This window comes from Luteimonas aquatica (assembly GCF_022662575.1).
Classification (GTDB): Bacteria; Pseudomonadota; Gammaproteobacteria; order Xanthomonadales; family Xanthomonadaceae; genus Luteimonas; species Luteimonas aquatica.
The window spans coordinates 871,017-883,029 of record NZ_JALBFU010000001.1 but is presented as its reverse complement, the minus strand read 5'-3'; the positions used below and the strand labels follow the sequence as shown (position 1 = coordinate 883,029).

The window sequence follows — 12,013 nt, the reverse complement described above, 5'->3', positions numbered from 1 at the left end:
GCAGATGTCCCCGTGGAAATGTGGAAGGAGGCCGCAAGGCGGCCGATGCGAAACCCAAGCAAGCTAGTGCGAGGATTGTAGCTGTTATGTGAAGGACGTCACATTGGCGCGCATCCGCGGAATCCTGTTATGCTCGGGACGTCGCGGCAGGAGGCTGCGCGGGGAGCAAGAGCGAGCGGCCATGGCCTGCCATCCGTGTCGTCCCTTGCCAACGACCATGCTGATGATGCTGGCGTTGCTGGCCGCTTCGGGCTGTGCTCAGGAGGAGTCGAAGATGTCGGAAGTCGATGTTCACCAGGTCTTCGCCGACCCGCGGGCCGCCGAGCTGGCCGAAGCGGTCGCCGAGGGCGATGCCGCGCGCGTGCAGCGCCTGGCCCAGGGCGCCGACCTGCGCGCCCACGGCGACAAGAACGTCACGCTGCTGGAGTGGGCCATCCTCAACCAGAGCCCGAAGGGCCTGAACGCGCTGCTCGTCGCGGGCGCCGATCCCGCCGAGCCGGGCATCGACGGCAGCAACGCGGTGCACCTGGCCGCGATGGCCAAGGATCCCATCTACCTGCAGACGCTGCTGGCGCACGGCGCCAACCCCGACACGCCGCATGGCCAGACCGGCGCCACGCCGCTGAGCACCGCGCTGATGGGCGAGCGTCCCCTCCAGTTCAAGGCGCTGCTGGCCGCCGGCGCCGATCCCAATCGCGCCGACCGCCTGGGCAACACGCCGCTGCACGTGGCCGGCAAGATCAACGAATCCGGGCACGCGCTCGAACTGCTCCGGGCCGGCGCCGACCCGGCCGCGCGCAACGCGCAAGGCGCCACGTTCCAGCGCTACCTCGACATGACCCCCGTCAACCTGCTCACGGACGAGAGCCGGCGCGATCGCGAGGCCGTACGGGCCTGGCTGCGCGAACACGGCATCACGGTGGAAGGGGGCTGATGCTTCCGGCGGCCGCCCGGCCGCCGGCAGTGATGATTTTCTTCTCGACAACGCAAGGACATAAGGGGAAATCAGGATGAGCCAGCAAGACAGCATCGCCATGCCCGCGGACGGGCCCTCGTTCGCCTCGCAGGTGCGCGGCCAGGACGCCCGGCCGGTCGACCTGACGCTCGCGCGGCTGATGGCCGACCTCTACGACGATCACTACGGACGCGACCGTCCGTCCAATGTCGACGGCTGGAGCGTGCTGAGCGACGAGGAGCTGACCGGCGCCGGCATCGACCCGAGCAAGCTGCAGGACGAGAACTCCGGTTTCCGCTCGCTGATCTACGGCGACGGCAAGGGCCATTACGTGCTGGCGTTCTCCGGCACCGACGAGGGCAAGGACTGGCTGACCAATTTCCGGCAGGGGCTGGGCTTCGAGGACGCGCAGTACAACCAGGCCATGGCCCTGGGCAAGGAAGCGCGCGCCGCCTTCGGCGACCAGGTGGTGATCACCGGGCATTCGCTCGGCGGCGGCCTGGCCACGGCCGCTTCGGTGGCCAGCGGTATTCCCGCGGTCACCTTCAACGGCTCCGGCCTGCACGACAACACCATCCGCCGCCTGGGGCTGGATCCGGATGCGGTGAAAGCCTACGCCGAGGAAGGCCAGATCCGCCGCTACGCGGTGAAGAACGAGATCCTTACCGACCTGCAGGAGCACAGCATCCCGCTGAAATGGGCGATGCCGGACGCGATCGGGCACAAGATCGAGCTGCCCGACCCGAACCCGCAAAGCTTCTGGCAGCGCATCAATCCGATCAGCGACCTCAAGCACGACGTCAAGAACCATTACATCGACGCGGTGATCGCCGGCATGACCCAGGCGCACCCGGAATGGGTGAGCGGCGAGGGCAGGATGCGCATCGCCGGCGAGGGCGCGCCCGCGCCCGCCGCGCCGCCGCTCGACAATCCGGCGCATCCCGGCTTCGCCCTGTTCGACCAGTCGCTGCAGGGCCTGCGCAACACCGACGCCGCGGCGCTCGGCCTGCAGGGCGAGCGGGACATGCACAACACCGCCGCCAGCGCGGCGCTGGCGGCGAGGAAAGGCGGCCTGGAGCAGATCGACCACCTGGTGCCCGACCGCAGCGGCAGCGGCTTCTTCCTGATCGAGGGCGACCTGCGCGATCCGGGGCACCGCCGCGTGCTGGTCGACGCCGAGCAGGCGCGCACCCAGCCGATGGAGCAGAGCGCCGCACAGCTGGCGCAGCTGCCTGCCGCGCAAGCGCAGCCCGAGCGCGAACAGCGGCAGACGCTGGCGGTCTGACCGCCGTCCCCGCCACGGCGCGCGGCGCCGTGGCGGGGGTCTCAGCGATCCGGTAGCGGGATGAACTCGTCGTCGCCGGCGATCTTGCCGAAGCGGCCGTCGCGCCAGTCCTGTTTGGCCTGCTCGATGCGGTCCTTGGACGAGGACANCCCCGGGGCGGGGCGCGGGGGCGGGGGTCTCAGCGATCCGGTAGCGGGATGAACTCGTCGTCGCCGGCGATCTTGCCGAAGCGGCCGTCGCGCCAGTCCTGTTTGGCCTGCTCGATGCGGTCCTTGGACGAGGACACGAAGTTCCACCAGATGTGGCGATGGCCGTCGAGCGGTTCGCCGCCGAACAGCATCGCCTTGAGCGGCGTCTTCGCCCGCAGCACGGCGCGGCTGCCGCGGTCGAGCACCACCAGGTGCCGCGGCGGGATGTCGGCGCCGTCCAGCTGCGCCTCGCCGTCGAGGACGTAGAGCGCGCGCTCGACGTGGCTGTCGTCGATGGCGGCCTCGGCGTCGGGCGCCAGGTCGATGGCCACGTTGAGGATCTCGCTGAAGGCGCGCACCGGCGATTCCTCGCCATAGGCGCGCCCGGCGATCAGCCGCAGCAGCGCGCCGCCGCGCTCGATGCGCGGCAGGGTCGCGGCGGGGTGGTGATGGAAGGCCGGATCGGTCTCCTCGTCGCGCTGCGGCAGGCCCACCCAGGTCTGCATGCCGTGCACGGGCTGTTCGTGCTCGCGCAGCGCGGCCGGCGTGCGCTCGGAATGGGCGATGCCGCGCCCGGCGGTCATCCAGTTGACGTCGCCGGGGGTGATGTCCTGGTCGGAGCCGAGCGTGTCGCGATGGCTGATGGTGCCCTGCCACAGGAACGTCACCGTCGCCAGGCCGATGTGCGGATGCGGGCGCACGTCGATGCCGCGTCCCGGCTCGAACACCGCCGGCCCCATGTGGTCGACGAACACGAAGGGGCCGACGCTGCGCGCCTGCAGCGTGGGCACGGCGCGGCGTACTTCGAAGCCGCCCAGGTCATGGACGCGCGGGGCGATGATCGTGGTCATGCGGATTTCCCTGGCGGCTGCGTTGCCGGCAAGCATCGCACCCGCAACCGCGCGCCGCATGATGCGCTGCGCAACATAGCGTCCCGTCCCGCTCCGGTTTCGGCAGGAGAATGGGGGGCGTGCCGGAATTGCGCGGGATTCGGCGCTACGGGGCGGCGGCGTCGAGTTTCAGCCGCGCTTCCGGTTCCGGGCCGCGCGCCAGCGATTCGAGCGTCACGCGCTGGCCGTCCAGGTCCTTGCTGCGATCGCCGCGTCCGGTGTGCAGGACGAAGCTTTGCGCACCGCCCGCGGCCGGCGTCCATTCGAACTCGACCTCGGCGTCGCCGGCCCAGACGCAGCGCACATCGGGAGGGCAGCGCGAATCGTTGACCAGCTTGACGTAGCGCAGCGTGCCGCGATCGGCCAGCGACACGCGTTCGCCGTGCGCGATGGAGAAGCTTTCGCCCGCGCTCACCGTGCGCTGGCCGGCGGCGCCGGCGGGCGAGGTGGAGCAGGCGGCGAACAGCAACGGCAGCAGCGCGGCGGACAAGGCGGCGGGGGAGTACGGACGACGCATCATCAAAGCCTCCCGGCAAGGAACCTTCGGTTCCGGATCACGAGGATTCTAGACATCCAGTCCGGCGTCAGGATGAACATGGGCCCGGTCGCGGCGCGAAGCCAGGCGGTCGGCCAGCCGGGTCGGTTCCGGCAGGCGGTAACGCGTGACGCAGCGCATCACCAGGTCGGCTGCGGAGGCCAGCGCCACGCGATGGCCGGGCGAGACGTAGAGCGGATTGCAGTTCGGCTTGCTGCGCAGGATCCAGCCGATCTGCCGGCCGCCCTGGCGCAGCGCGGTGTAGGCGCCGCGCGTCTGGTGCGGTTCGGGGCCGCTGCCGGTCAAGCGCTTCTTCGCCACGCCGATGCTGGGCAGGCCGGTGGCCACGCCGAAGTGCGCGGCGATGCCCAGCCCGCGCGGATGGGCGATGCCGTGGCCGTCGACGAAGACCAGGTCGGGACGTTGCCGCAGCTGTTCGAGCGCCTGCAGCAGCGCGGGCAGCTCCCGGAACGAGAGCAGGCCCGGCACGTACGGCATCGAGGTCGGCACGCGCGCCACCTGCATGTCCAGCGGCTGCAGCGTCCGCGCATCGAGCAGCACCGCCGCGGCGCGGGTAGTGGCGCCGTCGTCCTCGAAACCGACGTCGAAGCCGGCCAGCACCCGCAGCGGCGTGGGGAAGTCGTCGCGCAGCAGCACGGCCTTCGCCAATTCCGACTGCAGCGCGCGCGCGGAGGCGACGCTGCCGTCCCAACCGCCGAACACATCGCTCACCGTTCGTCCGCCGCCATCGTCTGCAAGGGCGGCCATGCTCTCACGAATGCCGTTGTCGCGGCGTCAGCCCGTGTCGGCGGCATCGGCGGCGGCGGGCGGGCGCTCCTCGCCTTCGCCGGCGTGTCCGGCCACCACGCTGGTGGCGGTCAGGCCGCCGCTGACATTGCCCACGGTGGCGAACACGTCCGGGATCGTGTCCACGGCCATCAGCACCGCCAGCGGTTCCACCGGCAGCCCCATCGCCTGGGTGACCGGCATGTTGGTGAACATGAAGCTGACCTGGCCGGGGAGGCCGACCGAGCCCATGCTGATGATCACCGCCAGGCCGATGCCGGCGACCAGGTGCATGGTCGGCACCTCGATGCCGTACAGCCAGGCCACGAACGCGGCCACGCCCATGTACTGGATCGGGCTGGTGATGCGGAACAGCGACACCGCCATCGGCAGCACCAGCGAGGTGACGTGCAGCGGGTAGCCGAGGCGTTCGCGCGCGCTGTCGATCATCGCCGGCAGCGAGGCCAGCGAGGACTGGGTGCTGGCGGCGATGGTCTGCGCAGGCAGGATCGCCAGCGCGAAGCGCCTGAACGGCTCGCCGCCGGCCACGCGCGCCACCACGTACAGCATCAGCGTCACCGAGATGTACAAGCTGCACTGCATCAGGATGTAGCCGCCCAGCGCGCCGAGCGTCTTCAGTCCCACTTCGGCGCAGACCGCCAGCACCAGGGCGAACACGCCCAGCGGCGCCACCCACAGCACCCAGTGCACGATCACGATCATCACGTCGGCCAGGCCCTGCACCAGTTCCAGCATGCGCGCGCGGCGCCCGGCGTCGATACGGGTCAGGCCGAAACCGAAGAACATCGAGAACACCACCAGCGGCAGCATCGCGCTCTGCGCGGCGGCGGCAATCGCATTGGAGGGGATGATCGCCGCGATCGAGGCGCCGAGCGTGGTCGGCTCGGCGGTGGCCGTCGCCGGCGCCATCGCCGTGCGGAAGGCGGCCACCGAGGCGGCGTCGTGCGGCAGCAGCGACAGGAACAGCGGCGCAACGAAGGCGGCGAACGCGCTGGCCAGGGTGAGCAGCACCAGGAACACCACGATGGCGTTGCGCGCCACGCGGCCGGAGGCCGCCGCGTCGCTGGCGGTGTTCACGCCCAGCACCACCAGGGCGGCGACCAGCGGCACCACGGTCATCTGCAGGGCGTTGAGCCACAGGCGGCCGATGGGCTTGACGAAATCGGCGGCGGCGCCGGCCGTCTCCGGCGCCCAGATCGCCAGGCCCAGGCCGATCGCGGCGCCGAGGAACAGCCCCAGCAGTACCCGTGTGGTCATCGACATCGTGCGGTGCGCTCCTACAGGGTCGGCAGTTGCCAGTCGGTCTTGAGGCGATCGTATTCGTTTTGCGGCAGCAGCACGAACACCGGATGCGCCTGCGGGCGCAGCCAGGCGTACAGGCGCTGCATCGTCGGTTCGTCCATCGCGGTGCAGCCGGCGGTGGCTTCGCCGGGCGCCTTCCACAGGTGCGCGAAGATGCAGCTGCCGGCGCCGGTGCGGGCTTCGCGGTTGTGCCCGATCACGAAGCCGATCTTGTAGCGCATGTCGCCATGATTGTGCAGATCCAGGCGCATCGGTTCGCTGGAGCCCTTGGCAGCGGCAGCGCCTGCGGTCTTCGTATCGACGAAGCGGTTGTACAGCGGCGAATCGGGGACGTCAATGCACCAGCTGGTAGCCTGCATCTGCAGGTAGGGCAGGGCGGTATCGGGGTGTTCGATGTAGCCGAAGGCGCCGTCGATCGTGAAGACGCCCGCCGGCGCGCGTCCGTCTCCTTCGCGCTTCATCGGCGCGCCGTCCCGAGCTTGCTGCGGGTGCAAGCCGAGACCCCAGGCCGCGCCGTTGCGCCCGATCGTCACGGGGATAGGACCGCCTTCCTTCTTCCAGCCATTCTTCGTTTTCGAGTAGTTGCGGAGCGTGCCGCCGCTTGCGTTCCAGTCGGCGGTGACGACCACGATCATCTGGGTGGCGTTGTTCCAGGCGGCCGTGTCGCCGCCAGCCGCCCTCGGCGGTCGGTGCGCGCACGCCGCCAGTACCAGCGTGGCGATCGCAAGGCAGGCGTAGGCGAGGCGTGCTGAAGCGGATGTCGGGTTCATCGGGGCTCAGTGATCCAGCATCGGCTGGATGCGTTCGAGGTTGATTCCGAGCTGCTCAAAGTGTTTCGCGTCCTCGCACAGCAGCAGGAAGATCAGGTCGAGCAGCTGCTGCAGCGCGGACTGGTAGAGCAGCGGTTCGATATGGGCGCGGTCGTCGTGCGCGGAGACCAGCAGCGAGAAATCGGCGTGCGCCTGCAGCGGATTGGCCGTATGGCGCGTGATCGCCACGGTGCGGCCGTGGTGTTCCCGGAACAGGTGCGCCACCTGGCACAGCGCCGCCTGACGGCCATGCTCCGAAAACACCAGCAGCACGTCGCCGTCGCCGGCACTGGAGATGCTGGAAGGCATCAGCGCGGGATCGAAATGATGCACGGCGAGGATGCCGAGCAGCGACAGCTTCATGGCGAAGGCGCGCGCGGCGATGCCATCCGGTCCCTGGCCCAGAACGAACACCTTGCCGGCCTTACGAATGGCGTCGGCGATGGCGTCGATGCGTTCAGGCGGGTTGATCAGCCGCGTCTCCTCCTCGGCGCGCGCCTTGGCATGCCAGAGTTCGCCGGCCAGCGCCGCGTGCGGATGCGTGTCGTTCGGGTCCGGCGCGGCGCCGTTGCCTTCCTCGCCCGCGTCGCCGCGCGCGGCCGACACGCCGATCGAGTACTTGAGGTCGGGATAGCCCTTGTAGCCGAGCTTCTGGCTGAACTTCACCACGCTCGACTGGCTGATGCCGAGCGCGCTGGCGAGCTGCTGCGAGGAATAGTCGCGCAGCAGGTGGGCGTTCTCGAGCAGGAAGTCGGCGATGCGGCGCTCGATCGCCGACATCTGGTCGCGCTGGGAGCGGATTTTCAGGAGCGGTGACATCGCCGCGCCGGCGCTCAGGCCGTCATGGCCTCGAGCCCGCGGATCTCGCGGATGCCCAGGCCCGGCGCGTCGCCGATCGAGATCTCCGATTCGTTGAAGCTGACGCCGCCGTCCACCGGGTTGAAAGCGCACAGCGACGGGCCGTCGAGGTCGACCTTGGTGATCACGTCCGACTTCGCCACCGCCAGGTGCACGGCGGCGGCCACGCTGATGCTGGTCTCGATCATGCAGCCGATCATGCACTGCACGCCGTACAGCCCGGCGATGTCGGCGATGCGCACCGCGTTGGAGATGCCGCCGGTCTTCATCAGCTTGATGTTGATGATGTCGGCGGCGTGCGCCTTGATCAGGTCGATGACCTGCAGCGGGCCGAACACGCTCTCGTCGGCCATCACCGGGGTGTGCACGCGGTCGGTGACGTACTTCAGGCCGTCGATGTCCTGCGCCTTCACCGGCTGCTCCAGCAGCTCCAGGCGCACGCCGGCGTCCTCCAGCGTCTGCACCGCGTAGACCGCCTGCTTGGCGGTCCAGCCCTGGTTGGCGTCCAGGCGCAGCAGGGCCCGGCCCTCGACGGCGGCGTAGATCGCCTTGACCCGCTCGATGTCGACGCCGATGTCCTTGCCGACCTTGATCTTCAGCGACTCGAAGCCGCGCTCCACCGCCGACAGCGAATCGGCCACCATCTTGTCGATGTGGTCCACGCTGATGGTGATGTCGGTGGTGATCACCGGTTCGCCGCCGCCGAGCATCTTGTACAGCGGCGCCTCGTAGAGCTGCGCCCACAGGTCGTAGACCGCGATCTCGACCGCGGCCTTGGCGCTGGTGTTGCGCTCCAGCGCGGTCTGGACGAGCCGGGTGATGCGGTTGAGGTTGGCGATGTCCTCGCCGATCAGGCGCGGCGCGATGAACTTGCGGATCGCCTCGATGATGGAGCCGTGGGTGTCGCCGGTGATCACCGCCGTGGCCGGGGCCTCGCCGTAGCCGACGTGCCCGCTGTCGGTGTGGACGCTGACCACGATGTCCTCCACCGTCTCCACCGTGCGCAGCGCCGTCTTGAAGGGCGTCTTCAGCGGCACGCGCAGCATGCCGAAGCGGATGTCGGTGATTTTCACGGCGAGGCCTTCATGCGTTCGTCCTGGATGTGTTGCGACCGTCTTATGGCCGGATGCGCTGGATGTTGGTCATGCGGTCCACGTAGGTCTGCTTCAGGCTGGCGCGCATCGGCGGCAGCGGCGTGACCGAGACGCCGTTGAGGTCGCCGCGCACCAGCTTGCCGGCCGTGTCGAGCCAGGCCCCGCCGTTGGTGTCGTGGATCACGTAGGGCATGCCGTTGTCGTTGCCGATCACCATCATCACGTGGCCGGGGATGTAGACCAGGTCGCCCACCTGCAGCTGCTTCACCGCCGCCGTGCGCTTGCCGCGCTCGCCGGGCTTGAAGGCGAGGCGGTTCAGCGCCGGGCTCACGCCCTGGTCGCTGGTGTTGCGCGGCAGCTGCACGCCCAGGCTGCGGTAGACCTCGGACACGAAACTGCTGCAGTCGCGCGTGCCGTAGTCGTTGCCCCAGCCGTAGCGCTCGCCCAGGAACTTGAAGCTCTGGCGCAGCAGGTTGGCCTGGGTCAGCGGCAGGTAGTCGGGCGAGACGTCCGCGGTGCGCGGCAGCAGGGCGGGGGCGAAGCGCAGCGAACCGTCGTCGTTGCGCACCGGCAGCTCGATCACGTAGGAGGCGTAGGCGGCCTGGCCGTTGACGCTCTGGTTGCCGGGCCATTCCTTCAGCAGCGGCAGCCGGATGCCCATGTCGAGCTGCAGGTCCGAGACCTGCGGCAGGTTGGGCGTGTAGGTGGTGCGCACGGTGGCGCCGGTGACCACCAGGTACGGCACCTTGCGCACGTAGCTGAACACCTGGGTCTTGCTGCCCTCGGCCACGGCCTGCTTCTCGACCCAGGCCGCGTAGAAGGTGCCGACCACGAACCACCACTTGCCGTCGCGGCTTTCGTGCGCGATCGCCACCGGCGTGCCGGGGAAGAAGGCGGTCTCCTGGAAGCGGTCGATGTCGGTGTCGCCGCGGGCGCTGAACACGCGCTGCGTGGTGGGGAAGGTGCGCAGGTCGGCGCGGTGCACGATCAGGCCGTAGCGCGTGGGCTGCGATTCGGGGATCGCCTGCAGGTTGAGGCGGTCGAGCCAGTCGTCGACGGTCTTCCTGGCGATCTCCTTGCCGGCGGTGTCGTACAGCGTGCGCGACGGGCGCGCCGAAAGCTTGCGGATCCAGCCGCCCACCTGCTTGCCGTCGAGCGTGGTGGGCAGGGCGTCGATGTTGTACAGGGACGGATCGCTCTGCTGCAGCTTGCGGTTCTGCGCGGCGATGGCGCCGCGGTCGAGGACGACCTTGTTCGCCTGCGGCAGGCGTGCGATCCAGTAGTCGGCGTCCAATTGCGCGGTGTCCACGCCCACCACTCCGGTCGCAGCGCCGGCGGCGTGCGCCGGGGGCAGCGGCGCGAACGCGACCGCGCACAGCGCCAGGAGGGCGGCGGCGAGGGGGAATCGGGACCTGCGGGATGCGGAATTCATGGCGTCGGATCTGTACGGAAGGAAAGGAGGCATGGTGGCCCGTTCATTGTGAAGGGATGAACGGCCGCGCACTACGCACTGTCCCCGATGGCGCGGCGGCTCCCGTCTCAGGCGCGGCCGACGCGTCGGGACGCATGATGGAATACAAATTTCTCAACTTGCAAGTTTTTGGAATAAATTATTGACCATGGCGGGGGCGCATGTTAAACACATGTGACAGGGGAATTGGGTGCCGGCCGTGGGTCGGTCATGACGGGGCGACTAGGCGCGGCAATGGCGTGAACCACACCTTGGCCAATCGGACTGCATCGCCCGGCGCGGCGCGTGGGCGCCGGCTGGCCGCCTTGTTGGCGGCGGTGGCCCTGGGCTGCTTCGCCGCGCAGTCCGCCGCGCCGTTGCCGGAGGTGATCGCGGCGGTCGACGCCGGCCGCTTCCAGGACGCCGAAGCGCAGATCGCGGCCGCCTTGGGCGATCCGGCCGTGAGTCCGGCCAAGAAGCGCGACTACGCCTTCCAGCGCGAGCGCATGCGCCGCATCCTGCTGGACTTCAGCCTCGACGAACAGGGCGTGCGCGAGCGCGTGCGCAAGCAGATCCCCGACCTGACCGAGGCCGAATTCGCCAGATGGAACGCCGCCGGCCTGTTCGAGCGCATGACCATCGACGGCCGTACCGTGTACTTCAACCGCGCGCCCTCGAACCTGTTCCGGCTCAGCCCGGAGGCCGCCGCGCGCCGCGATCCGGCGCTGTCGAAGCTCGGCAACGCCAACGGCCCGATGGAGTCGCCCAATCCGCACCATAGCGAGGTGCGCGATGCCGCGCTGGCGCAGGGGCGCCGCCATGTCGCGCCGAGGCGGCTGCAGGTGACGCAGTCGCTGACCGTGGACGCGGACGCGGTGCCGGCCGGCGAGACGGTGCGCGCCTGGATCCCGTATCCGCGCGCCTTGCCGGGGCAGCAGGAACATCTCCGCTTCCTGACCAGCGAGCCGGCGCGGCACCGGATCGCCCCGGAGTCCGCCCTCCAGCGCACCGTGTATCTGGAGAAGCCGGCGCGCAAGGGACAGCCTACGGCGTTCTCGATCACCTACGAGCTGACCGTCTACGGCCAGTACGTCGACATCGATCCCGAGAAGGTCGTTCCCGCGAAGATCACGCCCGAGCTCGCGCCGTACCTGGCCGAGCGCCCGCCGCACGTGGTCTTCACCGACGTCATGCGCCTGTATTCCGCGCAGGCGGTGGGCGATGAGAAGAACCCCTACCGCATCGCGCGCAAGCTCTTCGACGCCGTCGACCGCATCCCCTGGGCCGGCGCGCGCGAGTACTCCACCATCAGCAACATCGGCGACTACACCCTGCATGCCGGCCACGGCGACTGCGGGCAGCAGACGCTGCTGCTGATCACCCTGCTGCGCATGAACGGCATCCCGGCCAGGTGGCAGTCGGGATGGATCTATTCCGACGGCGGCTACGACAACATGCACGACTGGGGCTGGCTGTACCTGGCCCCGTACGGCTGGGTGCCGATGGACGTCACCTTCGGCAGGCTGCACGGCGACGGCTCGGCCGAAAGCCGCGCCGTCGAGAACTTCTACCTGGGCGGCTTCGACGCCTACCGCATCGCCTTCAACGACGACTACGGCCGCGACTTCGTCCCGCCCAAGCGCTTCGAGCGCTCGGAAACGGTCGACCTGCAGCGCGGCGAGGCCGAGTGGCGCGGCGGCAACCTGTACTTCGACCAGTGGGACTATCACTTCGCCTGGAAGATGCTGCCGCCCCCGGGCGACGGCGCGGGCGGGGAAGGGAAGCGCTGAGCGACATTCCGCCGGCGGCTTGCCGGCGCCATCATCATTTAGGGCATCGA

At 69.5% G+C, this 12,013-nt stretch carries 11 protein-coding genes and 1 pseudogene; 3 read left to right on the top strand and 9 right to left on the bottom strand.

The window, feature by feature from the left end; translation table 11 throughout:
* Window positions 1–217 precede the first annotated feature (217 nt).
* Both MD221_RS04070 and MD221_RS04065 read left to right on the top strand, forming a co-directional pair.
* Complete coding sequence (locus MD221_RS04070) at window positions 218–934, top strand: ankyrin repeat domain-containing protein (RefSeq protein WP_242108019.1); 717 nt, start codon at window positions 218–220, stop codon at window positions 932–934.
* A gap of 76 nt (window positions 935–1,010) precedes the next feature.
* Complete coding sequence (locus tag MD221_RS04065; protein WP_242108018.1) at window positions 1,011–2,240, top strand: Tle-like phospholipase domain-containing protein; 1,230 nt, start codon at window positions 1,011–1,013, stop codon at window positions 2,238–2,240.
* Window positions 2,241–2,281: 41 nt separating this feature from the next.
* Here MD221_RS04065 and MD221_RS17620 read toward each other — a convergent pair.
* From MD221_RS17620 to MD221_RS04025, 9 genes and pseudogenes are all read right to left on the bottom strand, one after another.
* A pseudogene (locus MD221_RS17620) lies at window positions 2,282–2,386 on the bottom strand (pirin family protein); the annotation flags it as partial.
* Window positions 2,387–2,418: 32 nt separating this feature from the next.
* Complete coding sequence (locus MD221_RS04060) at window positions 2,419–3,279, bottom strand: pirin family protein (protein ID WP_242108017.1); 861 nt, start codon at window positions 3,277–3,279, stop codon at window positions 2,419–2,421.
* A gap of 145 nt (window positions 3,280–3,424) precedes the next feature.
* A complete protein-coding gene (locus tag MD221_RS04055) occupies window positions 3,425–3,838 on the bottom strand; it encodes a hypothetical protein (protein WP_242108015.1) in 414 nt (137 codons plus the stop codon).
* Between the two features lie 45 nt (window positions 3,839–3,883).
* A complete protein-coding gene (gene nfi / locus MD221_RS04050; RefSeq protein WP_242108013.1) occupies window positions 3,884–4,621 on the bottom strand; it encodes a deoxyribonuclease V in 738 nt (245 codons plus the stop codon).
* 27 nt (window positions 4,622–4,648) lie between these two features.
* A complete protein-coding gene (locus tag MD221_RS04045; RefSeq protein WP_242108011.1) occupies window positions 4,649–5,923 on the bottom strand; it encodes a dicarboxylate/amino acid:cation symporter in 1,275 nt (424 codons plus the stop codon).
* Between the two features lie 14 nt (window positions 5,924–5,937).
* A complete protein-coding gene (locus tag MD221_RS04040) occupies window positions 5,938–6,732 on the bottom strand; it encodes a L,D-transpeptidase family protein (protein ID WP_242108010.1) in 795 nt (264 codons plus the stop codon).
* A 6-nt stretch (window positions 6,733–6,738) separates the two neighbouring features.
* The gene (locus MD221_RS04035) at window positions 6,739–7,590 is read right to left on the bottom strand and encodes a MurR/RpiR family transcriptional regulator (protein ID WP_242108009.1); all 852 of its coding nucleotides are present in this window, start codon (window positions 7,588–7,590) and stop codon (window positions 6,739–6,741) included.
* 14 nt (window positions 7,591–7,604) lie between these two features.
* The gene (locus MD221_RS04030; RefSeq protein WP_242108008.1) at window positions 7,605–8,702 is read right to left on the bottom strand and encodes a dipeptide epimerase; all 1,098 of its coding nucleotides are present in this window, start codon (window positions 8,700–8,702) and stop codon (window positions 7,605–7,607) included.
* A 43-nt stretch (window positions 8,703–8,745) separates the two neighbouring features.
* A complete protein-coding gene (locus MD221_RS04025) occupies window positions 8,746–10,155 on the bottom strand; it encodes a C40 family peptidase (protein ID WP_242108007.1) in 1,410 nt (469 codons plus the stop codon).
* A 278-nt stretch (window positions 10,156–10,433) separates the two neighbouring features.
* Between MD221_RS04025 and MD221_RS04020 the strand changes: the two genes are divergently transcribed.
* The gene (locus tag MD221_RS04020) at window positions 10,434–11,963 is read left to right on the top strand and encodes a transglutaminase-like domain-containing protein (protein WP_425602194.1); all 1,530 of its coding nucleotides are present in this window, start codon (window positions 10,434–10,436) and stop codon (window positions 11,961–11,963) included.
* The last annotated feature ends 50 nt before the right edge of the window (window positions 11,964–12,013 follow it).

Bases quoted from the DNA above. Each gene is read 5' to 3' on its own strand.
- MD221_RS04070 (WP_242108019.1), top strand. From the start codon at position 218: ATGCTGATGATGCTGGCGTTGCTGGCCGCTTCGGGCTGTGCTCAGGAG.
- MD221_RS04065 (WP_242108018.1), top strand. From the start codon at position 1,011: ATGAGCCAGCAAGACAGCATCGCCATGCCCGCGGACGGGCCCTCGTTC.
- MD221_RS04060 (WP_242108017.1), bottom strand. From the start codon at position 3,279: ATGACCACGATCATCGCCCCGCGCGTCCATGACCTGGGCGGCTTCGAA.
- MD221_RS04055 (WP_242108015.1), bottom strand. From the start codon at position 3,838: ATGATGCGTCGTCCGTACTCCCCCGCCGCCTTGTCCGCCGCGCTGCTG.
- nfi (WP_242108013.1), bottom strand. From the start codon at position 4,621: ATGGCCGCCCTTGCAGACGATGGCGGCGGACGAACGGTGAGCGATGTG.
- MD221_RS04045 (WP_242108011.1), bottom strand. From the start codon at position 5,923: ATGTCGATGACCACACGGGTACTGCTGGGGCTGTTCCTCGGCGCCGCG.
- MD221_RS04040 (WP_242108010.1), bottom strand. From the start codon at position 6,732: ATGAACCCGACATCCGCTTCAGCACGCCTCGCCTACGCCTGCCTTGCG.
- MD221_RS04035 (WP_242108009.1), bottom strand. From the start codon at position 7,590: ATGTCACCGCTCCTGAAAATCCGCTCCCAGCGCGACCAGATGTCGGCG.
- MD221_RS04025 (WP_242108007.1), bottom strand. From the start codon at position 10,155: ATGAATTCCGCATCCCGCAGGTCCCGATTCCCCCTCGCCGCCGCCCTC.